The sequence below is a fragment of the Paenibacillus canaveralius genome, assembly GCF_047238265.1.
Taxonomy (GTDB): domain Bacteria; phylum Bacillota; class Bacilli; order Paenibacillales; family NBRC-103111; genus Paenibacillus_F.
The window spans coordinates 2,252,860-2,278,802 of sequence record NZ_JBDFMM010000001.1; the positions used below are offsets into that span (position 1 = coordinate 2,252,860).

A 25,943-nucleotide genomic window follows, 5' to 3' on the forward strand; every position below is an offset into this window, starting at 1 on the left:
TCTTCACGGGATAAGATATGATTATTTGAAATACGAGGTCGTAAGAGGGACGAACATGCCGCCGTCTCCCTCGATATCCGCATGGACGAAAATTTCCTCGACTCCCGCAATATCCACTTCAATCGTTTTCAAGCCTTCATCAACGGCGATCGTCGTTGTTTTGAGCTTCGTGTCCGTTTTGCTGTCCTCGACGAAAAATCTTTCGATATCATTGCCGGTAGCCGCTACCTGGAGCACGAGCTTCTGGTATTTGCCTTTCGGATACAGCATGAAACTGCTGCCCCGGGTAGACTTGGCGTTATCGAAAAAAACGTCTTTGTAGTCTTTTCCCTTGTAGGTAGTCAAATCGGGATCTTTCGTATGATACGACGAAGAATTGCTGAAGTTCTTGGCCAGTGCGACGCCTTCATTTTGTTCGCCTAACAGGACCGTGTTGGTCGCTCCGTCGTAATTAACGGCCACGTTTAAAGTCTTGGCAATGCTGCGGACCGGAAGATAGGTGTTGCCGTCATATGTGATCGGAAGCACGACAGCTCCCTGCTCATCTTGCAGCTGGACCGGGGAACCGTTGTATTTCACCGTGATGGAACCGTTCAAGTAAGCTTTGATCTCCTGGAGATTGGCTCCGGCGAGTACGCCCGTACCCATACTGAGTACCATGGCGGCTCCGATTGCGGTAACGGCTAATTTCTTCTTCAAATCATCTCACTCCTCTTCGGATTAGGGTGCCTGCAAGCGTTAAATAAAATATCCTTCCAGGCCGAACATCTTTACTTACGTGATCTAATTATAAAAGTTGCACGTAATTAACATTATAAGAGGTAAATATTTACTTAATAAGGGACGGAATACCCAAACTAGTTGAAAAATTTGCGATTTAACAAAATTTTTATGAGCTTCCGGCAATCGGAATGATGGCTTTTAAAAAAGAACAGGCGTGGAAAGAATAAGAAGCGGTAAGGCACCAGCCCCACTAACCATCTGCGTCAAGACATCCGACAGGAGGCTAAACACATGGAAACAAGCGGGTATACGTTTGCTGAATTGAACGGTAAAGAAGAGCTGATTGAAGAAATCCGCATCCTGGAAAGCAAATTGCAGGAACAGACGGGGGAAGCAATCACCTTGATCGCTTATGAAAAAGAACAACCGGGAACGGAGAATAGACATGATTAAACAGTACTTCGCCGAAGTCGTATTGGATGAAAGCGCAACGCTGAGCGATAGTCTGAACAGCCTCGTGGACCGGGCGGAGAACGAGTTCGGCACTTCATATATCGAGATCGCTTCGATCGTACCGACGAAACCGGACCGGTTTACAGTCATTTTGAATTTGGATTTTAACCGCAAACAAGGGGAGGACAAGGCTTAGCGCCTGCGTCCTCCGGAAATGAGGAAACCAGTGGCAAACGCATATAAAGTCCGCGCGACCTGCGGCTCATCTTCTTGCACCTATGTGCATCCCCAGGATATTATCCGGGCGGTCAACTACGAATCTTCCTATGCCATGGCGCTGATGCTCAACGACATCCCGTCTTACATGAGCTGTCCTTCCTGCGGGAATGATCTGCATTTTTATCCGTACGCGCTTATTGAGGAGTCGGGAACTTGACACCGGTTGTTCTTTTGGCAGATAGTTAAAAAGAGAGAACGCAACACGGGAAGGAAGAACGCCGGATGAACAGGACACCTGCAGCCCTACTGCAGCAATGGGAACTCCCAGAAACTATTACAAACATTCTCTTGGCGCTGCGAAACCGGATCGAATCCGCCACGCTGCCAGAGGAACAGCTCCATTTAGTCGGACAACCGGGATTCGTCCCCGCACAGCCCGAAGTGTTCACGGATTCGATTATCGCCTTGGCGCTCGGCAAGCCTCTTTTGCTGAAAGGACCGACGGGTTCGGGCAAAACGAAGCTGGCCGAGCACTTGTCTTTTCTGACGGGCCAGCCGATGCACAGTGTCAATTGCTCCACGGATCTTGACGCGGAAGTTCTGCTCGGATTCAAAACCTTGAGCCGGTCCGGGGAAAGCACGACGATCGAATTCGTGCCGGGACCGGTCATTACCGCCATGAAAGCCGGGCATATCCTCTACATAGATGAAGTGAATATGGCCAAGCCCGAGACGCTGCCCCTTATTAACGGCGTTCTCGACCACCGGAGAACATTGACGAATCCGTTCACCGGTGAGACGGTTACGGCTCATGAAGATTTCCGCGTCGTCGCGGCGATCAACGAAGGATATATCGGAACCGTTCCGCTTAACGAAGCGCTGAAAAACCGCTTCGTGGCCATCGACGTCCCCTATCTGCAGGGCGAGGCTCTCCTCACTCTGCTGAGTGAGCGTACGATTCTGCGTGACAGCCGGCTTCTCGAAGCGTTCGCGGCATTATCCGCCGATTTGCTCGCGCTCGTGCAGATGGGCCAGCTGTCCGATGAAGCGGCTTCTATCCGCGCCCTGCTGGACGCATGCGATCTCGCCGCGTTCATGCCACCGGGAAGAGCCGTTGAACGGGCCATCGCCGCCAAGCTGGAAGACGACCGCGAAAGGGCCGCCGTGCGCAATGTGGCGGAGACGCTCTTTTAGCGATGTTCGTCGGAAAACTGCATCTGCTCGATAACCGGCTGGAAGCCTTTGCGCTCATGCAGCTCGTGGATCTGGCCCGGACCTTTACCCGGAACGGCAATCTGGAGCTTCAGCTCGCCTTTCATTCCCATTATGAAGAAAGCAAAGGGCTGCTGACGGTCAGCCAGTTCTGGCGGGACTGGAAGCCGGCCCAGCGGGAAGCGGGAATGAAAAGCGACGTCTATCTCCGCGCGCTCGGCAGCGCGTGGTATACGGGGAGACGGGAAACCGATGCGTTTCTGGAATCCGTTTCGGAATCACCGCTTTCCAGGCTCGGTGCGGAGCTGTTCGCCCTCTGCGAAGACCTTCGGCTGGAACAGATCTGCCGGCGCATCCGTCCGGGTACCGCGGCCGTGTTCGAAGAACGGTCGGACGTGTACAAAGGTTATTTTACGCACAAGTTCCAAACGCATCTCACCCGCGGCGAGCTGGCGGACGCACTTTTCGCATCGGTCTATCTCTGGTTTAAAGGGACGGACGTGCAGACACTGTACGGGGAACAGGGAGGGTGGCCGGGAAGCGCCTCCAAGGAAGCTTCCGCGCCGGCGAAGCGTACGGAAGAGCTGTTAAGGCTCATACAGCCGCTGCTGGAAGAGGCCGAAACGGCGGAGACGACGGAACAAAACGCCCGGCTGTGCCTTCATATGCTGGAGCTGCTGGAATACCGGCTGGAGCGGGATGCGGCGGAAGCCTATTTCTCGGTTCAGCCCGGAAGCGGCACGGACTCGCCCTTGAAGCGCGGCGAACGCCCTTCCGGCAAGAAGGCGAAACGGCTCGCGAATGACGATGCGGAGCGCCTGAGCCCACGGCGGGACGAAGACCGCAGAAGCGAGCGCCAGTCCATGTGGCACCGTGAGACGCGGAGCACCGCCGGGGAAGCACTGAGGCAGTCGCTCGAACGGGGCACGCGGACCGCGCGGTTCAGCGGCATCGCCGCAAGGCCCGGAGACGGCTCGGCGGACGAGGCCATGGCCGCCGCGCGCGGGCGTTCCGCCGCTTCCGAGAGGAAGTCGTCGGAGCCGCCGCCGGACAGCGGCGCGCCATTACTGCCTTCCGCGGCCTCCGCGGGAAGCGGGGACGGGCCTTCCGTCCTGCGCGCTGTCGCCGAGCTGCAAGCCCCGCGCAGGCCCGCTCCCGCCGAAGAAGACGCTTACCGCGAAGCGGTGCGTGCCGTGGAGCCGCTGACAAGGCAGCTTACCCGCACGGTGAGGCTGACGCTGGAGCGCAAGCGGATCGCTCCGCGGAGCGACCTGCTCTACGGGCGGCTCGGCCGCAGGCAGCTGCTGCGCTGCGTGACGGAAGAAGCTCCGCGCCTCTTCACCAAGAAGGAGAACCCCGCGCCGGAGCTGAATGCGGCATTCTCGCTTCTTGTCGACTGCTCCGCTTCCATGTACGATAAGATGGAAGAGACGAAGCTGGGCATCTCGCTCGTTCACGAGACGCTCCGGACTCTGCGCATCCCGCACGAGGTGACGGGCTTCTGGGAAGACGCGGAGCGGGTCACGGCCGAAGAAGCGCCGAACGTGTTCCACACGGTCATCGACTTCGGCTCGTCCTCGTCTCCGCGGAGCGGCGCCGCTCTGCTGCAGCTGGAGCCGCAGCAGGACAACCGTGACGGGTTCGCGATCCGTCACGCCGCCCGGCGGCTGCTGCGGCGGCCGGAGAAGCAGCGCGTGCTGCTTGTCTTCTCCGACGGCGAGCCTTCCGCCGCCGAATACCAGGAGGACGGCATCCTCGACACGTACGAGGCCGTCCTGGAATGCCGCAGGCTCGGGATCGACGTGATCAGCGTCTTCCTCGCCAGCGGCGAAGTGCACGAAACGCAGCGGACCACGATGCGCAACATTTACGGCCGGCACGGGATCGTGGTTCCGCACGCCGCCGAGCTGCCGGAGCATCTCGCTCCGCTGCTGCGCAGGCTGCTTCTGCGCAGCGGCGGATAAGGGAGGCAAGCCGGATAGCCGCTCATATGATCAGGCGCTCAGCCGCTCAAGAGTTAGAGGTTCTGCCGCAATGAACGTTATCACCCATAGGAATACTTGCCTAACCGCAAGCTTAATAAATACAGAGGCACACTGCTGCACTCAGGGGAGAGGACACCGTATGTTTGGAGCACCGCTATCAGGGAAATCGAAGAAAATCATGCTGCTCGGTTCGGGAGAGCTGGGCAAAGAAGTCATTCTGGAGGCGCAGCGGCTCGGGATCGAAACGATTGCGGTCGACCGCTACGAACACGCGCCTGCCATGCAGGCGGCGCACCGAAGTTATGTGATCGACATGCTGGACAGACAGGCGCTTCGTGAGCTTATCGAACGGGAGCGGCCCCATCTGATCGTGCCCGAAATCGAAGCGATCGCTACTCAGGAGCTTGTCGAGCTGGAGAAGGAAGGCTACCGCGTCATTCCGACCGCCAACGCCTCGCGCCTGACGATGGACCGGGAAGGCATCCGAAGGCTGGCTGCCGAGGAGCTCGGTCTGCGCACGGCGAAATACGCTTTCGCGGATACGTTGGACGAGCTTCATGCCGCGGTTGCGGAAATCGGAACGCCCTGCGTCATCAAGCCCATCATGAGCTCGTCGGGCAAGGGCCAGAGCGTGTGCCGGTCCGAAGCGGATATCGAAGCCTGCTGGAATACGGCTCTGGAAGGCGGACGGGCGAAAAAAGCCCGCGTCATCGTCGAAGCGTTCGTGACGTTCGAATCCGAGATTACGCTGCTCACCGTCCGTTCGGTAAGCGGCACCTCCTTCTGCGCTCCCATCGGTCATGTGCAGAAGGAAGGGGACTATATCGAATCGTGGCAGCCGCATGCGATGAGCGAGGCTCAAATCGCCGAAGCCGAGCAGATGGCGCGGACGATCACCGACGCCCTCGGCGGCTATGGAATCTTCGGAGTCGAGCTGTTCCTCACGCGCGAAGGCGTATATTTCAGCGAGGTTTCGCCGCGTCCGCACGATACTGGCATGGTCACGATGGCGACGCAGGACTTGTCCGAATTCGCGCTCCACGCCAGAGCCATTCTCGGACTGCCGATTCCGCAAATCCGCCTGCTTACGCCCGGCGCTTCCCATACGCTGAAGGCGGACCGCGGCAGCACCGATTTCCAAATCGGGGGGCTGGAGGAAGCGCTCGCCGTGCCGGATGTCCAGGTGCGGATTTTCGGCAAGCCGGAAACGAAACCGGGCCGCCGGATGGCGGTTGCCCTTGCCGCCGCACCCGATACGGATACGGCCAGAGCGATGGCCGCCGAAGCGGCGGGCAAGCTTTTTATCAGCTACGAGGAATAGAGCCTGACACGCATGTTGAGGTCAGTCAGATGAGCTTTACGGAAAAGGACGGAGCGGGGGCCGGATTTACCGGCTTTCGTACCGCCGATGAGAAGGAGGCATGAACCCCTATGGAAGCGAAACCGACGAGCACCTCCCGCTCTATCATGACCGAGGTTATTTTTCCGCTGGATACGAACTATCACGGGACGGTTTTCGGCGGCAAGATCATGGAATATATCGACAAGATCGCGACAATCGCAAGCATGCGCCACTGCCGCCGGGGAGTCGTAACGGCTTCAAGCGACAGCCTCGACTTCCTGTCTCCCGTGCATTTGGGGGAAGCCATCGAGCTGGAAGCTTTCGTTTCCTGGACGCACCGGAGTTCCATGGAAGTTTACGTGCGTGTGGTGGCCGAAAACATGTTCACCGGCGAAAGACGGACAACCGCCACTTCGTTTATCACGTTCGTGGCTTTGGACGACGAAGGCCGGCCGACTCCCGTTCCCGCGGTCATACCGGAGACGGAGCGGGAAATGCGCTTGTACGAATCCGCTCCGGCCCGGTATGAGGCGCGCAGGAAACGCAAAGCGGAAAGGGAAGCCGATTGACGGACCTTAGGTACGCATAATTTTTTGGACGGAAGCGGAACCGACAGTCTTCCGCATCGTACCAATGGGTAAGATAGGCGTGAATGAAGTCGGTTCTTATCACAATGAACAGAGGAGTGCTTGTGCTTGAACGCTCATGAAATTGATTACAAAATTCACGGAAATGAAATGCAATTCGTAGAAATCGAGCTGGACCCGCAGGAAAGCGTCATCGCGGAAGCAGGCAGCATGATGATGATGGAAGGCAGCATCGGCATGGAAACGATCTTCGGCGACGGATCGGGCGGCGGCGGCGGCCGCGGTCTGATGGGCAAGCTGATGGGAGCGGGCAAGCGGCTGCTTACCGGCGAGAGCTTGTTTATGACCGTCTATACCAACAACGGGCGGGGCAAAGAGCACGTCACGTTCGCCGCTCCGTATCCGGGCAAAATCATTCCGATGGATCTGCAGGCGCTGGGCGGCAAGCTCATCTGCCAGAAGGACTCGTTCCTGTGCGCGGCCAAAGGCGTATCCATCGGTATCGAGCTGCAGCGCAAGCTGGGCGCGGGCTTCTTCGGAGGCGAAGGTTTCATCATGCAGAAGCTGGAAGGCGACGGGCTTGGCTTCGTGCATGCCTGCGGTTCCATTCTGGAACGCGAGCTTTATCCGGGCGAGGTGCTGCGAGTCGATACGGGCTGCTTCGTCGCGATGACGCCGGACGTCCAGTATGACATCGAGTTCGTAAAAGGCATCAAAACCGCCGTCTTCGGAGGCGAGGGGCTGTTCTTCGTCACGCTGAGAGGTCCGGGCAAAGTATGGCTGCAGTCGCTGCCGTTCAGCCGCCTGGCCGAAAGAGTGATGAGCGGTTCTTTCCGCGGCAAGGAAGAAGGCAGCGTGCTCGGCGGACTCGGCAATCTGTTCGAAGGCCGCTAGAGGATTGAAACGGCTGCCGGCTTAACCCGTTAGAGGCGGCTTGGCCGGGGGTCACCCGGCATTTGAACGGGTCCGCGGCAGGGAGCGGCGAAGCCGTCCGGAGTTTCCCGGCCCCGTGCCGCGTCCATCAAAGCCGAACGGCGCATACACACATTGAAAAAGGCAGTACCTTTCGCTAACGAAAGGTACTGCCTTTTTATGTGAAAAGCCCGGAGGCTTCTGTTTTCATTACCGTGAATGTTGGCGGAACGAGCGAACTAATATTGAAGCAGCATCTGATCCAGGCGATCGTTAAACTCGCCCATCGAAATCAGCTCGACTTGACGCGCGTCGTAATCCTGTTCGTCGAGATAAGAGTCCACATCGACTTCTCCCGGTACATTTTCCACGACGATGTCATTGTTCAAATAAACGATTAAAACGCGTTCGGCGTCTGCGGTTAAGTTGTTGTTCATCTTTCTTTGACCTCCATTAAAGCAAGTGGTTTCAAGGCTTGCCGGTTTGTTTCCAAGATAACTCCCACGCCTTTCTTACACGCTGCAGGTAGGTTTGAAACGGGGATTTTTTTCCTCGGAGAGGGTCGGACGGGCACTTACATTTTTTACAAAAAAACGTATTGACACGATTTATAGGCGATGCTATATTGATGTATAAATAATTCTTACTAAACTTATAGGATTTGTTTATTTTGTCCACCGGATCACCGGAGACGCGAAGAAAAAGTTCAGTAGGGAATGTGAACAGATAGACAACGAGGTGCCAAATTCGAAAGGGGTATATGTACATGGCTGCTTTACAATCGCATTCTATCAAAAGGGTTCTCGGACGCACGGTTTCCGTCCTTGCCCTGACTTCGCTGCTCACCGGTTTGACCGCTTGCGGCGGAGGAAACGAAACAGCATCCACGAAAACGGGAACGGATAACGGCGGCTCCGCACCAAAATCGGTCGAACTGCTTAATGTATCTTATGACCCGACGAGAGAACTGTACCAGGAATACAATGAAGCCTTCATCAAGTACTGGAAAGAAAAGAAAGGCCAGACCGTAACGGTCAGCCAGTCTCACGGCGGTTCGGGCAAACAGGCCCGCTCGGTCATCGACGGACTGGAAGCGGACGTGGTTACGCTAGCGCTGGCTTACGATATCGATCAGGTTCAAGCGGCGGGTCTTATTGATAAAGGCTGGGAAACGGAACTGAAGGACAACAGCACTCCATACACATCGACGATCGTGTTCCTCGTACGCAAAGGCAATCCGAAAGGAATCAAGGACTGGGACGATCTCATCAAGCCGGGCGTGTCCGTCATCACCCCCAATCCGAAAACTTCCGGCGGAGCGCGCTGGAACTACGTGGCGGCCTGGGGCTACGCGCTCAAGAAGAACAACAACGATGAAGCCAAAGCGAAGGAATTCGTCACCCAATTGTTCAAAAACGCGCCGGTGCTCGGAACGGGAGCACGCGATTCAACGACGACCTTCGTGGAAAGAGGACTCGGCGACGTCCTGATCGCATGGGAGAACGAAGCCTACCTGTCGCTCAACGAGCTGGGCAAGGATAAGTTCGAGATTGTGACGCCTTCGATCAGTGTGCTGGCGGAACCTCCGGTAGCGGTAGTTGACAAGAACGCCGACAAGAAAGGCACGAAAGAAGTGGCCCAGGCTTATCTGGACTACCTGTACACGGAGGAAGGCCAGAAAATTGCCGCGAAAAATTATTACCGGCCGCGTCTGGAATCCGTTGCGAAGCAGTATGAAAATCAATTCAAGCAAGTGAACCTGTTTAAAATCGACGATCCCGAATTCGGCGGCTGGGCCAAAGTCCAGAAAACACATTTCGCCGACGGCGGCGTATTCGACCAGATTTACAAACCGAAATAAAACTGCGTGCCCGGGTGCGACGGTACAAACCGGCACCACTCGGTCTGCGATCAAGGGGACGTGTTCGCAATGGGAAGACGAAACAAAACGAAACGTATTTTACCCGGGTTCGGCTTGTCGATGGGCTTTACGGTGCTTTACTTGAGCCTGCTCGTGCTTTTCCCGCTTTCCGCGGTCGTGTGGAAAACGACGGGGCTGACCTTCGCCCAGTTCTGGCAGGCAGTCACCGATGAACGGGTGGTCGCTTCTTACAAGCTCAGCTTCGGCGCTTCTTTGGCCGCCGCGCTGGTCAATACCGTATTCGGCCTGCTTGTGGCCTGGGTGCTTGTGCGATACCGCTTTCCGGGCAAACGGTTCGTCGACGCGCTGGTCGACATGCCCTTCGCGCTCCCGACGGCCGTGGCCGGCATCGCGCTGACAAGCCTGTATGCCGACAACGGCTGGATCGGCAGCCTGCTCGCTCCGCTCGGCATCAAGGCGGCATATTCGCCGCTTGGCATCATCATCGCGCTCACGTTTATCGGGCTTCCGTTCGTGGTCCGCACCGTGCAGCCCGTGCTGCAGGAGCTGGAGCACGAAACGGAAGAGGCGGCCGTGAGCCTCGGCGCTTCACACTGGCGTACGTTCCGCCGCGTCATTTTCCCGCAGCTGGTGCCCGCGCTGCTGACAGGGTTCACCCTCGCCTTCGCCCGGGCGATCGGCGAGTACGGCTCCGTCGTCTTCATTTCCGGCAACATGCCGATGAAGACGGAGATTACGCCGCTGCTCATCATGACGAAGCTGGAGCAGTACGACTATGCCGGGGCGACAGCCATAGCTCTGGTCATGCTGATCATCTCATTCGTGCTGCTGCTCGTGACCAACGCGCTGCAGATGAAATCCAACCGGCGGGTGAGCGGATGACCGCGAAAGGAGCTGAAGCATAATGGCAGGCAACGTGGCTGCAAACCTGAACGGGCCTTCGTCGGAACCGGCGAAGCATATCACCGAGCCCAAGGCGGTCCAGTGGCTTCTGATCGGGGGAGCCCTGCTGTTTCTGACCCTTCTTCTGGTGCTGCCGCTTGTGACGGTTTTTATCCAGGCGTTCAAAAAGGGCACCGAAGTTTATCTGGCGGCCCTGACCCAGAAAGAAGCATGGGCGGCCATCCGGCTGACGCTGACGACGGCGGCGATCGCCGTTCCGCTGAACGTGGTGTTCGGCGTGGCGGCCGCCTGGGCGATCACGAAGTTCAAATTCCGCGGCAAGAACGTGATGGTTACGCTGATCGACCTTCCGTTCGCCATCTCGCCCGTCATTGCCGGTCTCATGTTTATCCTGCTGTTCGGGACGAAAGGCTGGTTCGGTCCTTGGCTGGCCGATCACGATCTCAAGATCGTGTTTGCTCTGCCGGGCATCGTGCTCGCCACCGTGTTCATCACCTTCCCGTTCGTTGCGAGGGAACTGATCCCGCTTATGCAGGCTCAGGGCACGCAGGAGGAAGAAGCGGCGGCCACACTCGGCGCCAAAGGCTGGCGCATTTTCTGGAAAGTGACCCTCCCCAACATCAAATGGGGACTGCTGTACGGAATCATTTTATGTAACGCGAGAGCGATGGGGGAGTTCGGTGCCGTCTCGGTCGTCTCCGGTCATATCCGGGGCAAGACGAATACCGTTCCGCTCCATATCGAGATTTTATACAACGAATATCAATTTTCGGCTGCATTTGCGGTTGCTTCCCTGCTCGTTATGCTGGCCGTGCTCACGCTGATCGTGAAAAGTCTGGCCGAATGGAAGTTCCACCAGTCCAACCGGCAGCATGCCGATTCCGGCTTAAACCAGGCAACGGAGGGGAGTTAACTTATGCATATCAGTGTAAAAGGAATCAACAAGTCGTTCGGCTCCTATGAAGCCGCCAAAAATATTTCGTTCGACATTGAACAGGGCAAACTGATCGGCCTTCTGGGCCCGAGCGGAGGAGGCAAAACGACGATACTCCGCATGCTTTCCGGATTGGAGTCGCCCGATTCCGGAGAGATTCTGTTCCACGGCGAAAAGGTAAATGACCTTATGCCGCAGGAACGCCATATCGGGTTTGTTTTTCAGAACTACGCGCTGTTTAAGCACATGTCCGTATACGACAACATCGCTTTCGGCCTCCAGGTGCAGAAGCGCGGTAAGGCGGAAATCCGCACCCGCGTCCATGAGCTGCTCCAGCTGACCGGTCTGGCGGGTCTGGAGAAGCGGCTGCCGCACCAGCTGTCCGGCGGCCAGCGCCAGCGCGTGGCCTTCGCCCGGGCGCTCGCACCCGAGCCGCAGCTGCTCCTGCTCGATGAACCGTTCGCGGCGATTGACGCGAAAGTCCGCAAGGAGCTGCGCAGCTGGCTGCGGGAAATGATTTCCCGGGTCGGCATCACGACGATCTTCGTCACCCACGACCAGGAAGAAGCGGTCGAGGTGGCCGACGAAATCATGATCGTCAACAAAGGCCGGATCGAGCAGAAAGGCTCGCCGATCGACATTTACCGCGAACCGCTGACTCCGTTCGTCGCTTCCTTTATCGGCGAATCTTCGCCGCTGGAAGAAGCCGGCTCCCTGATCGGGTTCGCCGAGGCGGGAGAAGCGTCCGCAGTCGTCCGGCCGGAATTCGTGGAGATCGGGCTGCCCGGCGAAATCAGCCGCCAGACGGCGTCGGCGGAGGCGATCGTCAGAAGCACGTATTTCCGGGGTTCGAACTGGCAGGTCGAAGTGGAGAGCGGACCCAACCTTCTGGTGGGCTACCGTTCACTGGAACTGCCCCAGCTTGAAACGGGGGACCGTGTCCATGTTCTGGTCCACCGCTTGTATATCTTCGACGGCAATCAGACAAGAACCGTAGAAAATGCCTTAAAAAACGATCCCATGCCGGTTCATATCTGATCCGGACCTCACAGAAGCGCACTTGCAGAAAGGACTAGGGTTATGGAACATCACATCACAATCCCGAGCGGGGATTTGGAACTGGCGGCTACGCTGCACTATCCGACGGACGGGGAGGGCGCCGACTGCCGAGGAGGCGCGGGCAAATGGCCGGTTGTCATCATCTGCCACGGCTTTATCGGCAACCGGATCGGCGTCGACCGGCTGTTCGTCAAGACGGCGCGGGCTTTGAGCAGCCAAGGCTATATGGTGCTCCGCTTCGATTACGGCGGCTGCGGCGAAAGCACCGGTGATTACGGAGCGGGAGGACTCGATCCGATGATCGCCCAGACGCGCCGGGTGCTGGATTACGCGCTCAGCCTGGACTGCGTGGATCCCGGCAGCGTGACGCTGCTTGGCCACAGCCTGGGCGGCGCGGTCGCCCTTCTTACCGCCGCTTCCGACCATCGCGTCCGGACCCTCGTGATGTGGTCGGCCGTAGCCCACCCGCACAATGATATTGTACGAATTGTAGGCAAGGATGCTTATCGCCAGCTGGAGCCCGACAAAGGCATCGACTATCAGGGGTATCTGCTGACCCCGGCTTTTTTCGACTCTCTCTCCAAGCATCAACCGTTCGAGCAGCTGCGCAAATTCGGGGGAGATGTTCTCATCGCACACGGCACGGCGGACGAAGATATACCGGTAGATTACGCCCCGCTTTATCAAAAAATGTTTTGGCTCCGCGCCGACGGACGCTGCGATCTGGAACTCATTTTCCAGGCCGACCATACGTTCTCGAACCGTGACGCCACTTTTACTTTAATAGGCAAAACGTCCGCTTGGCTGGTAGACCTGCAGAAGCGTAAAAAAGAATGGTACGATTGGATGATTTGAATCGAGGGTAGAGAGGATGAGAATTATGGCCAAACCTGTTGAACTGAATGAAGTCTGGATTGACCGGATCATTCAAAGCATTAACGGATTGGAGTACGGAACCGTTCAAATCATTATTCACGACGGCCGGGTCGCTCAAATCGAGCGGACGGAACGGAAACGTTTTGACAATGAGACAAAACGGAGCACGGCCGGCGCCGAAGCGAAGCTGCATATCGAGCGTAAAGCGAGCGACGGACGGGGATAGCCTGTTTTTTCCCGGACCCTGTACTTAAGGAAGACCTGTTATCCATGAGGATAGCGGGTCTTTTTCGTCGAGTGGGCTGAAACTGAATTGCATGGGAAATAATGTTAAATATAGGGAGCTGGAAAAGGAGCGGACCTACCGCCACGAAATAAATTCAGCGTGAAGTCTGTCTCAATCCATGATACAATTCTTGATTAGCGGCAAGGAAAGGACTGGAATTGATTGGACAAGGCAGAAACTTGGTTTAAATTAAAAGAACGCCAGACGACGATCGGGACGGAAGTGCTGGCGGGATGTACGACGTTTATGACGATGGCGTTCGTCGTGATCGTGAATCCCGGTATTTTAAGCGCATCGGGCATGGATTTTCATGCGGTTTTCATCGCGACGATCCTCACGACTATATTTTCGACCCTTATTATCGCACTGGCGGGCAACTACCCGATCGTCATAGCTCCGGGCATGGGCATCAATGCTTTCTTCGCCTTCGGCGTCGTCCAGGGAGCGGGGGTTTCCTGGCAGGTAGCGCTTGGCTCCGTATTTCTGGCCGGACTTCTGTTTATGCTGATTTCACTCAGCCGGCACGGCCGGCTGCTGATCGTATCCATTCCGGCTTCGTTAAAATACGCGATTACAGCGGGCACCGGATTGTTTATTTGTTTTGTAGGACTGCAAAATGCCAAGCTCATCGTCGCTTCACCGGATACGCTCGTCACCATCGGGAGTCTGCACGAGCCTGCGGCTCTATTGTCCGTTATCGGACTTGTGCTCACTCTGATCCTGATGTCGTACCGCGTCCGTGCGGCGCTTTTTATCGGTATGCTGCTGACGGCTGCGATCGGCTGGCTGATGGGACTGCTGATTTTGCCGGATCACTGGTTCGCCTGGCCGGGCACGATGACGGGAACACTCATGCAGATGGACGTGAAAGGCGTATTCGAACAGGGATTGTTCGCCGTCACGTTTACGTTTCTGCTGATCTCGGTGTTCGATACGACCGGAACGCTTGTCAGCCTCGCCGAGCAGGCGGGACTGATGAAGAACGGCGTTTTTCCCCGTTCCAGAAGCGCGCTTATGGCGAATGCGGCCGGCGTTACGGCCGGCGCCGTAATGGGGACAAGCCCGGTGACGACACTGATCGAGTCGGGCTCGGGAATAGCCGCAGGAGGCCGGACGGGCTTGACGGCGGTCGTCACGTGCGCGCTGCTGGCCGCCACGTCATTTCTGGCCCCGGTAGCGGAAACGCTGGCTAACCTGCCGTCTGTCACGGCACCCGCATTGATAGTGGTCGGTTATTATATGATCACCGATCTGCTGCATATCGACTGGAAAGATTTCGAGGAATCTTTCCCCGCTTTTCTCGTTCTCGTCACGATGCCGCTGACGTACAGTGTATCGACGAGCATCGGAATCGGATTTATTTTTTACATTATACTGAAGGCGGCCCGGGGAAGGTTCAAGGAAATCCATCCTGTGCTTTACGTGTTCGCTGCGCTGTTTATCGTGCAGATCGGATTTTTCCACGGCTGAATCCACCGCCCAAACCGGATAACAAGGGTGATCGGATGAAAGAAACTCATTTTCATTTAAACGAAGAGACGGATACGCCTGTCTTTGTGTTCCGCTGGGAGCCGGAACGGGACACTTCCCTACGGGGCGTCGTGCAAATTGCGCACGGTATGGCGGAACACGCGTTTCGCTACAAGCGGCTGGCGGAAAGGCTCACGGCCCGCGGTTATGTCGTCTACGCCAACGACCACAGGGGGCATGGACGGACGGCCGCCCATGTGAACGACCTGGGATACCCGGGTCCGGACGGATTTGCGGGCATGACGGACGATATGATCGATCTCGGAAGACGGATCCGGGAGGAGCGACAGGGCCTGCCTCTATACCTGGTCGGGCACAGCATGGGTTCTTTTCTTTCCCAGAAAGTGATGTACCGGGCTCCGCAGCTTTATGATGGTGTGGCCCTGATCGGGACGAACGGACCGAAAGGCGCGATTCTGAAAGCGGGTATCCTGCTGGCCAAAATGCTCGTCGCCCGCAGCGGTGACCGCTCCCGCAGCACTTTTCTGAGCCATACGGCGCTCGGCAGCTTTAACCGTCCCTTCCGCCCGAACCGGACGGAGTTCGACTGGCTGAGCACCGACGATGCGGAAGTCGATAAATTCGTAAAAGATCCGCTTTGCGGGTTTGTTTGCACAACCGGATTTTTTAAAGATTTTTTTATCCATCTTTCCGATATTCATCAGAAACGTCATATGCGTAGCATTCCGAAGGACCTTCCTGTTCTGCTTCTGGCGGGTGATAAAGATCCGGTCGGGGGACAGGGCAAAGGCGTAAGACGTCTTGCCGCCTTGTACCGCAAACTGGGGCTGGAGCAGGTGGACTGCAAGCTGTACGAAAACAAACGTCACGAAATTTTGAACGAAGTGAACCGTGAAGAAGTGATGGAAGACCTGATAGGCTGGCTGGATGTTTCCCTCGGCGTGAGCAAAGCGCCCGCCGCCTTTTGAACGATGAGACCGGACCGCGAAAGCGGTCTTTTTTTATGCGCTGCCGTGAACGTAGTATTAGGGCTTAACAAAAATACCAAATAAAGGTATTATGGAAGCATCTGAGCGGGAGTGTGATTTTCATAATGGTGACAAGCACAATAGCGGGTCTGCTTATATTAGGGTTCGTGGCCTGGAAGTCGTATCAAGCGCGGCAGGCGTTTAAGAAGATAGGGATTGTGGTGGCAAAGGGACCGTTCTATCCGCTCGAGTTCTGGATTGCCGCCGCGGGTATGATTCTTCTTTTTTACCTGTTCGGTAAGGAGAGTTTGTGGTTTGCCGCATTATCCGGTTTTATGTTTTATCTCGATTGGCTGAAACGTTTTTATTTGGGGACGGAGGGGCTGAAGGCCGGGACGAAATTTTACGAGCGCAGCCGGTTGACCACGTATGAAGTTGCGGAAGGAAACGGCCCCGTGATCGATATTATCGTAGCGGGCTCCATGGACCCTGTCCGGCTGTCCTGCAAGGAGCGGGATTTTGCCATCCTGAAGGAGCAGATCGTCCGGTATTTCGAAGAGAGGCCGGATGGCCCTCGGACGTCGGACACGGGAAATGGAAAGATTTCCGCGGTGTGAGACGTAAAGTATGTAGATGCAAGGGTAAGTATGTAAGTATGTAAGGATACAGCGGATATGAAAAAAACGTCCTGCAGTTGACCGGTCAACCGGGGTCGCTGCAGGACGTTTGTTTTTATGGAAGGGCGTTGTTTGCTGCCTTAAGTCAGTAAAGGCCGAGCGAGATATATTTGATCTCCACATATTCTTCGATCCCGTATTTGCCGCCTTCCCGGCCGAGGCCGCTTTCTTTCATGCCGCCGAACGGGGCCTGGGCGGAAGAAGGCAGGCCGTCGTTTACGCCGACGATGCCGTACTGCAGTCGCTCCGCAAGGCGGATGGCATGGTTGATATTCGAAGTGAACACGTAGGACGCGAGCCCGTAAGGAGAATCGTTCGCCTGCCGGACGGCATCGTCCGGATCGGTAAATTCGACGATCGGAGCCACGGGCCCGAACGTCTCTTCCTTCATGATCAGCATGGAGCTGTCTACGCCCGTAAGCAGCGTCGGCTCGAAAAAGTATCCGGCATGCCGAGGCACTTCCTTCCGGCTGCCGCCCGTAATGACGGTTGCTCCCCGTTCGACGGCGTCCGTCACGTGCTTTTGAATTTTGTTCAGCCCGTCTTCGTCGATGACGGGCCCTATGGCGGAGTCCGGGTCCATGCCGTCACCGACTTTGAGGGCCCGGATTTTGTCCGCCAGCAGGTTCTCGAACGCCGCACGGATGCCTTTCTGCACATAAATCCGGTTGGCGCAGACACAGGTTTGACCGGCATTACGGAACTTCGACAGCAGGGTTTGCTCGGCGGCCAGCTCTACGTCTGCATCGTCCAGCACGATAACGGGGGCGTGGCCGCCCAGCTCCAGCGATATTTTCTTCATCGTATCGGCGGAAGCGCGCATAATGTGCTTGCCGACCTCCGTCGAGCCGGTGAACGTCACTTTCGCTACCCGGGGGTCCGCAAACAGCGTGTCGCCGATCACGGAGGCTTCGCCTGTCACGATGTTGAGTACCCCGGCGGGTATGCCCGCTTCTTCGGCCAGCTTGGCCATATACAGCGCCGTCAACGGCGTCTGCTCCGCCGGCTTGACGATGCAGGTGCAGCCTGCCGCGAGCGCCGGGCCTACCTTGCGCGTAATCATGGCGGCGGGGAAGTTCCAGGGCGTGATCGCCGCCACGACACCGACTGGCTGACGCAGGACAAACATCCGTTTGCCGGAAGTGGTGGCCGGGATGATATCCCCGTACAGCCGCTTCGCTTCCTCGGCATACCAGGAGATGAAGCTGGCGGCATAGGCGATCTCGCCTTTGGCTTCGGCCAGCGGCTTGCCCTGTTCCGCCGTCATCGTCTTCGCCAGCCCTTCCTGATGGCTCATCATCAGGTGATACCAGCGCATCAGGATATCCGAACGCTCGTAAGCGGATAAGGTGCTCCACGTTTGAAAAGCGTTATGGGCCGCCTCGATAGCGGCCTTCGTTTCGGCAGCGCCCGAATCCGGTACGGTCGCCATTTCCCGCAAAGTGGAAGGGTTAACGACGGGGATCGTTCTGCCGCTTTCCGATTGAATCCATCGGCCGTTCACGTAGTTGAGCCATTGTTCGGAAGCAGTGCCGGAAGTCGTTGTAGTCATGAAGAATCTCCTCCTTTTGATACAAAACAAGCTTATAAAGTAAAAAAGGCGTCAGGACGCCCTATCTGAAAAGCGGCACCCGGAATAAATGCCGGGCAAATGAACGGATACGGGCCGGCTCCTATGTTCACGGACCGGTATCCTTATTTATTATACTCCTTCCGGAAGCCGTTCGCACACCGGCCATCCCCCGTGCCCTGTCTCATCGTTTTGGCAGGTTTACAAGGAAAGACAGCCCGCGCAAAAGGCCTCTTTTTAAATCAGGCCCCGGAATAGGGAGCGAAAGCTCTCCGTTCTTTTTGTTTACGGGGTATCACCGTCAGCCAAAACGGGTATCTATGAAAAGAGGCTTTTACCGGAACCGGTGCGGCATCCGCAAGCAAAGGCAGCAATAATCGTTTGCCGTACGGGAACGGTCTACACTCTTTTATCGGGAGGCCCAAGAAGAGTGAACGGAAGGAAGGGTGAGATCATGACAGAACAGCAACCATCCAACGGAAACGGGCAAAATACGAAGCAGCACCGCACTGCCGGCGATTCCCTGGGACAGGTTCAGGTCCCGGCTGATGCCTATTACGGAGCCCAGACTCAGCGTGCGGTGATGAATTTTCCGATCAGCGGCTACCGGTTGCCGAGGGAGTTTATTAAAGCCCAGGGCATTATTAAAGCATCGGCCGCGGCCGTACATAAAGATCTGGGCGAACTGGACGCCGGCATCGCGGATGCCATTCTGGCAGCGGCGGACGAGGTAATCGAAGGGCGCTGGGACAGCCAGTTTGTCGTCGACGCTTTTCAAGCCGGGGCGGGGACGTCGCAGAACATGAACGCCAACGAAGTGATCGCGAACGTTGCGCTGGAGAAGCTGGGGCTGGAACGCGACCGCAAGGACAAGATCCATCCCAACGATCATGTGAACAAAGGGCAGTCGACGAACGACACGATCCCGACGGCGATCTGCATTTCCCTGCACGAATCTCTGGAGCGGAAGGTTCTGCCTGCGCTGGAAAAGCTGACGAACGAGCTCGCGAACAAATCGCGGGAATTCCATTCGGTCGTAAAATCGGGCCGCACCCATTTGCAGGATGCGGTTCCGCTTCGCCTGGGGCAGGAGTTCGAGGGTTACGCCGCCACGATCGGCGGGATGCGGAAACAGCTTGAAGGGGCCGCGGACGGTCTTCTGGAGCTGGGCATCGGCGGGAATGCCGTCGGCACGGGCGTGAACACCCACCCCGAATATGCGGCCCGGATGGTGGCCGAGATCGGACGCCGCACCGGCACGCCTTACCGGCAGGCTCCAAGCCGGTTCGCCTTTATGCAAAACCCGTCGGCGGCTCTCCGTGTAAGCGGACTGCTGCGGGATGCGGCTGTGCATCTCATTAAGCTGTCCAGCGATATCCGGCTGCTTAATTCCGGCCCGCAGACGGGGCTTGCCGAAATCCGGCTGCCTGCCGTGCAGCCCGGCTCTTCCATTATGCCGGGCAAGGTGAACCCGGTGCTGCCGGAGATGCTGTACATGGTCTGCTGCCAGGTAATCGGCAACGACACGGCCGTGCAGACGGCGATGATAGGCAGCCAGCTTGAAATCAACGTGATGATGCCGGTTATCGCCCATAATGTGTTGCAGTCGGCGCATATTTTGAGCACCGCGACGGAAGCGTTCTGCGATCGGTGCGTGAAAGGGATCGAAGCCGACGAGGAGCAGTGCCGCTACTGGATGGATCGCAGCCTGTCCCTGGTCACGATGCTGAATCCGGTTATCGGTTACGATAAGGCGGCCGACATTGCGAAGGAATCGCTCAAAACGCAAAAGCCGCTCCGTCAGCTCGTCGTCGAGAAGGGAATTTTAACCGAGGACGAGTGGGAGGAGATTGTGCGGGATAGTCTGTCCGACTGATCGCCAAGGACGATGCCCGATCAGATGTTCCGGCGGCCGTAGATCCAAGGCAAAAAAATCCCGGTTTGTGCCGCATCCTGCGTGCACGAGCCGGGATTTTTCCGGTTGAGGAACAAGCGGAAACAGACGGAGGAGAATCACCATCTTGTCCGGGCCGCGCATTCCCCCTCTTCTTCTGTATGTGTGAAGGTGAAAAGGCGGTTGTGCTGTAGCGTGATTGGCTGACCACGGTTATGTGACGCTTGACACCGCACGCCGGAAGCCGCAAGCTTCGCGCGGTGCGGAAAGGCGTGCTTTAATAAGGCACGTCAGGAAGCGGCGCGAGGGAATACGGACCGTCTCTTTTTATATAGCGAAGAAAAGGAAAATTAAGGTATAATATCCTCGATCTCCTTGTTCACTCTTTTGGAGCCGGATCGGGAATAAAAGCACGATTAAAGGTACGGGGGAGAGCTGGAATGAAGCTGCGTTGGAAAAGGTGGGCAGCCGGCTTTGGAGCCGCGGCTGCCGCAGGGGGAATCTGGCTGGCCGCTTCGGATTACGAAGTGAGAAGAGAAGGAGCGGCCCGTAAAGTCAGCGCGGAGAATGCGCCCGGTGCCGACGCGATTATCGTGCTCGGAGCGAAGGTACACCCGGACGGCCGGCTTTCGGATATGCTGAAAGACCGGATGATCACGGCAGCGGAGCTGTATGAGAGCGGGAAGGCGGATAAAATCCTCGTATCCGGCGATCATGGGACACTCGGCTACAACGAAGTAGGCGCGATGAAAGACTTCCTGCTGGAGCGGGGAATCGCGGAAGAGCATATTTTTATGGATCATGCCGGCTTTAACACGTATGAATCCATGTACCGGGCCAAGGCTATTTTTCAGATCCGAAGAGCCGTCGTCGTAAGCCAGGACTATCACTTGGCACGCGCGCTGTATGATGCGGAGGGACTTGGCATTGAAGCGTACGGCGTAGCGGCGGATCGTCAAGAATACCGGGGCATGACGAAGTTCAGGGCCCGGGAAATGGCCGCCAGAAGCAAAGATTTCGCTCTGATCCGGTTTTTCAAACCGCAGCCTACATACCTGGGGGATGTGATTCCCATTACCGGGGACGGCCGGGCGACCAAAGATTCCTGGCTGACCGAGGAAACCGTGTGGCGCCCCAATGCCTAAGTGAACGGTGAAACGGACATACCGCATGAACATGAAAAGCGCCTCTTGAGGGCGCTTTTTTTCAGCGAATACCGCTGACCGGGGAAGCCGCGTCCGCCGAGGCCGTGCAGCCGTTAAGCGGGTCTTCCGGCTCGAACCAGATATGGCGGTAGTCGATATGACCGAAGGCGTTCAGCCGCAGCCCCCGTACGCTTTTGTGATAGGTGGTCTGCATTTTCCGGTGATAAAGAAAATGGACCGCGGCGTCTTCCGTAAGAAGGGATTCAAGCTTGTCGAACAGGTCCAACCGCTTGCGGGGATCGGGCTCGGCAAGCAGTCCGGCGACTCTCCGGTTCAGCTCCGCGCGCAGCGGGTCGTCAAACATGCGCCGGATAGATCCTTCCTCCTGCATAAACAGCTCCAGCAAAGAAAGCGTCTCGCTTTCGTCCAGGACGACTTCATACAGAACAAGATCGGCTTCACACATCACATCGGGTGTTAGGAGCTCATTGTGCTCATGCAGCACGACCTTGATATGAAGTCCCGCTTTGAGACAGCGTTTTACAATCCAATCGAAGTCTTCGACCGTTTTGCACGAATCCTTGCAGTGGAGCGTCAGCTCCGTTCCGGCATAGTCAGGGGAATACGGGATACCGGCCGTGTCTCCTTCCTGCGTGTCCCGGTAAGGATCGCGGCCCATCTTCAAACTTTTATCGGGCAAAAAACTGGCGGCCGCCAGGGCGCGGCTCTCGCCAAGCTCTTCGACCATCGCGCATGCCCGGATTACGGACCGCACAAACCGGCGTAGGCCGGCGTCCTGCAAGGGACCCTCCTTGCGCCGGTTAAACGAGAGCAGCGCGCATCCCGACGAGATGCATTCCACCGCCTGCCAGTCCTGCTGAGGCTTGGAACCCGGAGCGTAAGGAGAACGCTGAACCATATTGCAGGCGTCCGTCATCACCACCAGTTCCGGATAATCCCGGAGCAGAATATGCTCGACGACATCAAGGAAAGGACGCCCCAGATAGTAGCGTTCATTGGCGTGCAGGAGGTACCCGTAGCCGGGACGGATCTCCAGCCGGAAAGGCCCCGTGCCGACCGGACAGGCGAAGTAAGCCGCGGGATCCGACTCGCAAAGCTCCCGGGGCAGGACCGCCGCGGACGGGGAGGTCAGACAGTGCGGGAACAGCACATGCGGCTTACTCAGCACGAACTGGATGGTCATCCGGCTCGGAACGCGAATCTGCCGGACATCTTCCAGCATCCAGCGCTGGGGCGAGAACACCCCGGGATCGAGCAGCCTCCGTAAGGAATATTCGGCATCGGCCGCCTCCAGCTCTCGGCCGTGGTGGAAGAGCACGCCTTTGCGCAGGTAGAACGTCCAGACCGTGCAGGTTTCATCCGACTCCCAGTGATGGGCGAGACTCGGGACGAAGTCGTCTGCGGCTCTGTCATACCGCACGATAGTGTCGAACAGCTGGCGGCTCAGATGCACATCATTGGCAAAGAGCAGGGCGGCCGGATCGAACGTCCGGTAAGTTTTGTTGATGGGCAGCCGCAGCACGTCGGCGTCCTGTTCCGTTTCCTTCGCCTTGTATCCGAAATAGCGGGACACATGCTGGAGCAGCTGTTCTTTCATCAGGAGCGTATCCGCATACTGGTGTATCCATTCGAAAGCCTGCTGAAACTGTTCCTTCTCCGCAAATTCGGCCGTTTGCTTCAGGAGCATTTCTTCCAGGGTATAATGGAAGTGGAGCTCGGATTTGTTTCCGCGGCCGCGGCCGGGAACCCAGGTGATCCAGCCGGATTCGGACATCTTGCGGATCACGATTTTGACGTTGCGCACGGTGCAGTGCAGGCGTTCGGCGAGTTCCTCCAGGGTGAGGGAGACGGGAAGCCCTTGGGGTACGGCGCTGTACGCCCGGCACAGTTCGAGATAATGATGGGTGACCTGCATCCCGATCCCGCCTTTCCTTGAGAATTTTCTCCTGATTATACAAGAAGCGGGTAAGGAGCGAAAGCGAACAAGCTCAAAAAATAAAGGAATACAAAGGAGGGTCCGTTTGTGAAAACAGAACCGGCCGGCAAAGCCGTCATCGTGACGGGAGCGGCCTCCGGCATCGGCCGTGTGCTCGCGCGCCGCTATGCCGAGCGGGGGGACGCCGTCGTCCTGGCAGATTATGACGAGGCTGCCGGGGAAGACAACGCGCGGAGAATCCGCGAAGAAGGCGGGGAAGCGCTGTTCGTTCCGGCGGATATGAGCCGGCCCGGCGACATCGTCCGCCTTATCGAACGGGCGGCCGCGGCATACGGCGCGATCGGCAGCCTGATCAACAACGCCGGCGTCTCCGAATGGAAGTCGCCGTACGATTTGACGGTGGAGGAGTGGGACCGCGTCCTCCACACGAATCTGCGCGGCACGTTCCTGTGCGCGCGGGAGGCGGCGAAGCGGATGCGCGAAACCGGAGGCGGCAGCATCGTCAACATCGCGTCCACGCGGGCGCTGATGTCGGAGCCCTCCTCGGAAGCGTACGCCGCTTCGAAGGGAGCAATCGCGGCGCTGACGCATGCGCTCGCGGTTTCGCTGGGCCCGGACGGCATCCGCGTGAACTGCATCAGCCCCGGCTGGATCGAGACGGGGGACTACGGGGCGCTGAAGCCGTCCGACCACAAGCAGCACCCTGCGGGCCGGGTCGGGACGCCGGACGATGTCGCAAGGGCCTGCTTTTATTTCACCGATCCCGAGAACGGCTTCGTTACCGGAGAGAATCTCGTACTTGACGGGGGAATGACCCGCAAAATGATGTATGAAGAATAGAAAGACCGGGGCGGGATGCGCTCCGGTCTTCGCTTTTTAACCGAATAATTGTAAACTAATAAGGAAAGGGACTTTAGACTAAAAAAGAGGTGTTTTTCATCAAGATTCTTATTATATATCTTCTTATCGTTAATCTTGTCGCGTACGTGTGGATGGGTGCGGACAAACGCAGAGCGCGCAGCGGGGAGTGGCGCGTACCGGAGAAGCGGCTGTTCCTGACGGCTCTTATCGGAGGAGCTCCCGGTATCTGGGCAGGCATGTACGCTTACAAGCACAAGACCAGACATTTCGCGTTCAAATACGGAATCCCGCTTCTGCTGGCCGTTAATGTGATCGTCTTCTGGAAATTGTTCCGCTTTGTGGGCGAGTAAAGATTCATGCCCGAGCAAGCCGGGTAAACGAAACTGGAAACTACTTGAAGATTAATGAAGAAAAACTCCAATTGATGTGGTAGAATAAAAAAATACATAGAAATTATTTTAACCGGGATTACAAAGATACGACGACAGTCGTTAAGCCGGGGTGCCTCCAGGGCCGCCCGGCCGAAGAGCAGGGAAGTAAGCCATCCGACTTGACTCCTTGAACCAAACACCCTATGATGGAAAGGCTGCCGTCCGCTGCTGCTCGCGGATGGCTTTATGCTGTGGACTTCAACCCCCGGCTCCCGGCGCAGTCGCGCCATATTTTCGGCCGGAAACGCACATTCTTTTTAACGACCGGAGGAGATCGTGATGGAGCATACATTTCTGATCGTCAAAGTGGCGGAACAGGAACAATTACATACGGTGATCCGAACCCTGAAACAACATATGCTGGCTCCTCTGCTGGCCTGGAAAACGCCCGGGAAGAGACACCGCTCTCACCTGATTCTGCGCGGGGATCTCGCCCGCTTGACGGAAGCCAAATTACTGCTGGGCGGGCTGATGTCGGCTCAAAGCATCGAGATGGATTTCCAGGTGCTGATGCTGGCGTCGTAGCGCATTTTCCGCGCTTCTCCGTTCCGGGATCACAGTCCCTTAAGGTTGTCAGTCCATAACCGGTATGCTAAGGTGGACGTACATCCTTTTTGAAGGGGGCGCCAGACGGAATGAATCCCGATTTTATTTCTATCCAGATGACAGACGGCGAATTGAAATATTCCCACAAAAAAAGCGGTCTGGGACTTACGGTCACGACGAAAGAACTCATCGTCCAGAAACCCCACGTCAATTACTATATCCCTTTGCAGGCGATTCTCAGCATTGTGCCTTTCGAGGCCAAAGGACGCACGCTTACGCTTTCTTCCCGAAGCGGAGGCGGGAGCGAGCTGACTTCGATGTCGGCCGGTCTTCCGCATTACAAGCTCAGCGTCAGCGGAGTAAAGCTTCACAACAGAAGCGGCATCTTCACCATGGGTGCGGTGGAATTCATCGTTCCGCTGCGCGACGAGCTGCTGCTGACCGTCTCGCGCTTGAGCGGCCTTCACGCCGTGGAGTAAGGCCGCAAGCATCGCAGGCAGCCTGAACACAGGGCGACGCACATACAAAACCCCCGCAGACAAGCCTTACGGCCACATGACTGCGGGGGTTTTTGCATAGCCGGCTCCGGCTGTCGGCCTTCCGTGCTGCGCTCGGGTCAACCGGCTTACGCCGTTTTCGGCGGCAGGCTCAGGCTCTGTCGGGTGTCGATTCGGGCCGGTAGCCGGCTTCCGATTCCTCGCCAAAGCCATGGTCATCATCGATGGTGCCGGCTGTGTAGGACTTGAGGAACTGCTCCCGGGTCAGTTCCGTTCCCTGAGAGGAAGTGACTTCGGCTGCTTCCTTGGAAGATTGGGGGGCGCCCAGTACGAAATTAGGATCGTGATTTTCGGTCATAAACAGGTTCTCCTTTAGAAAGACTTCCGTATGGAAGTCCTGGATGGCGTTAGTATGTGCCGGACACGGCCGGATTATAACTTTCGCTGCGCTTTTAACTAACGTGCCGCCCGGTTTTGTATGGATTGAAATCAACTTCAAGAGTTCACATAGTTTTAAAAAAAGAAAAACAGAC

The 25,943-nt window shown here is 57.0% G+C and carries 28 protein-coding genes; 23 read left to right on the top strand and 5 right to left on the bottom strand.

The features are described from left to right. Positions 1–21 precede the first annotated feature (21 nt). Positions 22–699 carry a stalk domain-containing protein gene (locus tag ABC395_RS10625; protein WP_413002849.1) on the bottom strand — a complete coding sequence of 226 codons (678 nt, stop codon included), beginning with the start codon at positions 697–699 and terminating at the stop codon, positions 22–24. 315 nt (positions 700–1,014) lie between these two features. Here ABC395_RS10625 and ABC395_RS10630 point away from each other — a divergent pair, with 315 nt between their 5' ends. The 8 genes from ABC395_RS10630 (at position 1,015) to ABC395_RS10665 (ending at position 7,415) form a co-directional block, all read left to right on the top strand. Beyond that, a complete protein-coding gene (locus ABC395_RS10630; protein WP_413002851.1) occupies positions 1,015–1,176 on the top strand; it encodes a hypothetical protein in 162 nt (53 codons plus the stop codon). Next, positions 1,169–1,372, top strand: a complete 204-nt coding sequence (locus ABC395_RS10635) for a hypothetical protein (RefSeq protein WP_103994863.1) — start codon at positions 1,169–1,171, stop codon at positions 1,370–1,372. Before ABC395_RS10630 ends, ABC395_RS10635 begins: the two co-directional genes overlap by 8 nt. A gap of 30 nt (positions 1,373–1,402) precedes the next feature. Next, the gene (locus ABC395_RS10640; protein WP_413002853.1) at positions 1,403–1,612 is read left to right on the top strand and encodes a hypothetical protein; all 210 of its coding nucleotides are present in this window, start codon (positions 1,403–1,405) and stop codon (positions 1,610–1,612) included. A 65-nt stretch (positions 1,613–1,677) separates the two neighbouring features. Further along, complete coding sequence (locus ABC395_RS10645) at positions 1,678–2,589, top strand: ATP-binding protein (RefSeq protein WP_413002855.1); 912 nt, start codon at positions 1,678–1,680, stop codon at positions 2,587–2,589. Between the two features lie 2 nt (positions 2,590–2,591). Further along, positions 2,592–4,571 carry a vWA domain-containing protein gene (locus tag ABC395_RS10650; RefSeq protein WP_413002857.1) on the top strand — a complete coding sequence of 660 codons (1,980 nt, stop codon included), beginning with the start codon at positions 2,592–2,594 and terminating at the stop codon, positions 4,569–4,571. Positions 4,572–4,731: 160 nt separating this feature from the next. Next, positions 4,732–5,913 carry a formate-dependent phosphoribosylglycinamide formyltransferase gene (gene purT / locus ABC395_RS10655; RefSeq protein ID WP_413002859.1) on the top strand — a complete coding sequence of 394 codons (1,182 nt, stop codon included), beginning with the start codon at positions 4,732–4,734 and terminating at the stop codon, positions 5,911–5,913. Between the two features lie 110 nt (positions 5,914–6,023). Beyond that, on the top strand, positions 6,024–6,503 hold the full coding sequence (locus tag ABC395_RS10660; protein WP_413002860.1) for an acyl-CoA thioesterase: 480 nt from the start codon (positions 6,024–6,026) through the stop codon (positions 6,501–6,503). 126 nt (positions 6,504–6,629) lie between these two features. Next, positions 6,630–7,415, top strand: a complete 786-nt coding sequence (locus ABC395_RS10665; RefSeq protein WP_413002862.1) for a TIGR00266 family protein — start codon at positions 6,630–6,632, stop codon at positions 7,413–7,415. A 257-nt stretch (positions 7,416–7,672) separates the two neighbouring features. Here ABC395_RS10665 and ABC395_RS10670 read toward each other — a convergent pair whose 3' ends face one another. Then, a complete protein-coding gene (locus ABC395_RS10670) occupies positions 7,673–7,870 on the bottom strand; it encodes a hypothetical protein (protein WP_103994856.1) in 198 nt (65 codons plus the stop codon). 329 nt (positions 7,871–8,199) lie between these two features. On the opposite strand from ABC395_RS10670, the gene ABC395_RS10675 reads away from it, so the two are divergent. The 9 genes from ABC395_RS10675 (at position 8,200) to ABC395_RS10715 (ending at position 16,449) form a co-directional block, all read left to right on the top strand. Beyond that, positions 8,200–9,294: a sulfate ABC transporter substrate-binding protein gene (locus tag ABC395_RS10675; RefSeq protein WP_413002864.1), complete on the top strand. Its 1,095-nt coding sequence runs from the start codon at positions 8,200–8,202 to the stop codon at positions 9,292–9,294. A 69-nt stretch (positions 9,295–9,363) separates the two neighbouring features. Beyond that, positions 9,364–10,197 (top strand): sulfate ABC transporter permease subunit CysT, encoded by an 834-nt coding sequence (gene cysT / locus ABC395_RS10680; RefSeq protein WP_413002866.1) that lies wholly within the window; start codon positions 9,364–9,366, stop codon positions 10,195–10,197. Between the two features lie 22 nt (positions 10,198–10,219). Then, positions 10,220–11,131: a sulfate ABC transporter permease subunit CysW gene (gene cysW, locus ABC395_RS10685; protein WP_413002868.1), complete on the top strand. Its 912-nt coding sequence runs from the start codon at positions 10,220–10,222 to the stop codon at positions 11,129–11,131. 3 nt (positions 11,132–11,134) lie between these two features. Next, positions 11,135–12,190: a sulfate/molybdate ABC transporter ATP-binding protein gene (locus ABC395_RS10690; RefSeq protein ID WP_413002870.1), complete on the top strand. Its 1,056-nt coding sequence runs from the start codon at positions 11,135–11,137 to the stop codon at positions 12,188–12,190. Between the two features lie 42 nt (positions 12,191–12,232). Continuing rightward, positions 12,233–13,066 carry an alpha/beta hydrolase family protein gene (locus tag ABC395_RS10695; RefSeq protein ID WP_413002872.1) on the top strand — a complete coding sequence of 278 codons (834 nt, stop codon included), beginning with the start codon at positions 12,233–12,235 and terminating at the stop codon, positions 13,064–13,066. A 25-nt stretch (positions 13,067–13,091) separates the two neighbouring features. After that, the gene (locus tag ABC395_RS10700) at positions 13,092–13,313 is read left to right on the top strand and encodes a YezD family protein (RefSeq protein WP_413002873.1); all 222 of its coding nucleotides are present in this window, start codon (positions 13,092–13,094) and stop codon (positions 13,311–13,313) included. A gap of 222 nt (positions 13,314–13,535) precedes the next feature. Continuing rightward, entirely contained in the window at positions 13,536–14,843 is a 1,308-nt protein-coding gene (locus ABC395_RS10705) for an NCS2 family permease (protein ID WP_413002875.1), read from the top strand. 35 nt (positions 14,844–14,878) lie between these two features. Further along, entirely contained in the window at positions 14,879–15,832 is a 954-nt protein-coding gene (locus ABC395_RS10710; protein ID WP_413002877.1) for an alpha/beta fold hydrolase, read from the top strand. Between the two features lie 125 nt (positions 15,833–15,957). After that, positions 15,958–16,449 carry a hypothetical protein gene (locus tag ABC395_RS10715; RefSeq protein ID WP_413002878.1) on the top strand — a complete coding sequence of 164 codons (492 nt, stop codon included), beginning with the start codon at positions 15,958–15,960 and terminating at the stop codon, positions 16,447–16,449. A 145-nt stretch (positions 16,450–16,594) separates the two neighbouring features. Here the strand turns inward: ABC395_RS10715 and ABC395_RS10720 are convergent, their stop codons facing one another. Next, positions 16,595–18,061 carry an NAD-dependent succinate-semialdehyde dehydrogenase gene (locus tag ABC395_RS10720; RefSeq protein ID WP_413002880.1) on the bottom strand — a complete coding sequence of 489 codons (1,467 nt, stop codon included), beginning with the start codon at positions 18,059–18,061 and terminating at the stop codon, positions 16,595–16,597. A gap of 472 nt (positions 18,062–18,533) precedes the next feature. On the opposite strand from ABC395_RS10720, the gene ABC395_RS10725 reads away from it, so the two are divergent. Both ABC395_RS10725 and ABC395_RS10730 read left to right on the top strand, forming a co-directional pair. After that, positions 18,534–19,955, top strand: coding sequence for a class II fumarate hydratase (locus tag ABC395_RS10725; RefSeq protein ID WP_413002882.1), 1,422 nt, complete (start codon positions 18,534–18,536; stop codon positions 19,953–19,955). Positions 19,956–20,413: 458 nt separating this feature from the next. Continuing rightward, positions 20,414–21,118 (top strand): SanA/YdcF family protein, encoded by a 705-nt coding sequence (locus ABC395_RS10730; RefSeq protein WP_413002883.1) that lies wholly within the window; start codon positions 20,414–20,416, stop codon positions 21,116–21,118. Between the two features lie 61 nt (positions 21,119–21,179). On the opposite strand, the gene ABC395_RS10735 is transcribed toward ABC395_RS10730, so the two are convergent. Continuing rightward, positions 21,180–23,054 (bottom strand): ABC transporter substrate-binding protein, encoded by a 1,875-nt coding sequence (locus ABC395_RS10735; protein ID WP_413002884.1) that lies wholly within the window; start codon positions 23,052–23,054, stop codon positions 21,180–21,182. 108 nt (positions 23,055–23,162) lie between these two features. On the opposite strand from ABC395_RS10735, the gene ABC395_RS10740 reads away from it, so the two are divergent. The 4 genes from ABC395_RS10740 (at position 23,163) to ABC395_RS10755 (ending at position 25,392) form a co-directional block, all read left to right on the top strand. Further along, positions 23,163–23,915, top strand: coding sequence for an SDR family NAD(P)-dependent oxidoreductase (locus tag ABC395_RS10740; RefSeq protein ID WP_413002886.1), 753 nt, complete (start codon positions 23,163–23,165; stop codon positions 23,913–23,915). Between the two features lie 89 nt (positions 23,916–24,004). Continuing rightward, positions 24,005–24,286: a DUF1294 domain-containing protein gene (locus tag ABC395_RS10745; protein ID WP_413002888.1), complete on the top strand. Its 282-nt coding sequence runs from the start codon at positions 24,005–24,007 to the stop codon at positions 24,284–24,286. A gap of 360 nt (positions 24,287–24,646) precedes the next feature. Beyond that, the gene (locus ABC395_RS10750; RefSeq protein ID WP_413002890.1) at positions 24,647–24,892 is read left to right on the top strand and encodes a hypothetical protein; all 246 of its coding nucleotides are present in this window, start codon (positions 24,647–24,649) and stop codon (positions 24,890–24,892) included. Positions 24,893–25,002: 110 nt separating this feature from the next. Then, positions 25,003–25,392 carry a hypothetical protein gene (locus ABC395_RS10755; protein WP_413002892.1) on the top strand — a complete coding sequence of 130 codons (390 nt, stop codon included), beginning with the start codon at positions 25,003–25,005 and terminating at the stop codon, positions 25,390–25,392. 169 nt (positions 25,393–25,561) lie between these two features. Here ABC395_RS10755 and ABC395_RS10760 read toward each other — a convergent pair whose 3' ends face one another. Continuing rightward, positions 25,562–25,768 (bottom strand): hypothetical protein, encoded by a 207-nt coding sequence (locus ABC395_RS10760; protein WP_413002894.1) that lies wholly within the window; start codon positions 25,766–25,768, stop codon positions 25,562–25,564. Between the last annotated feature and the right edge of the window lie 175 nt (positions 25,769–25,943).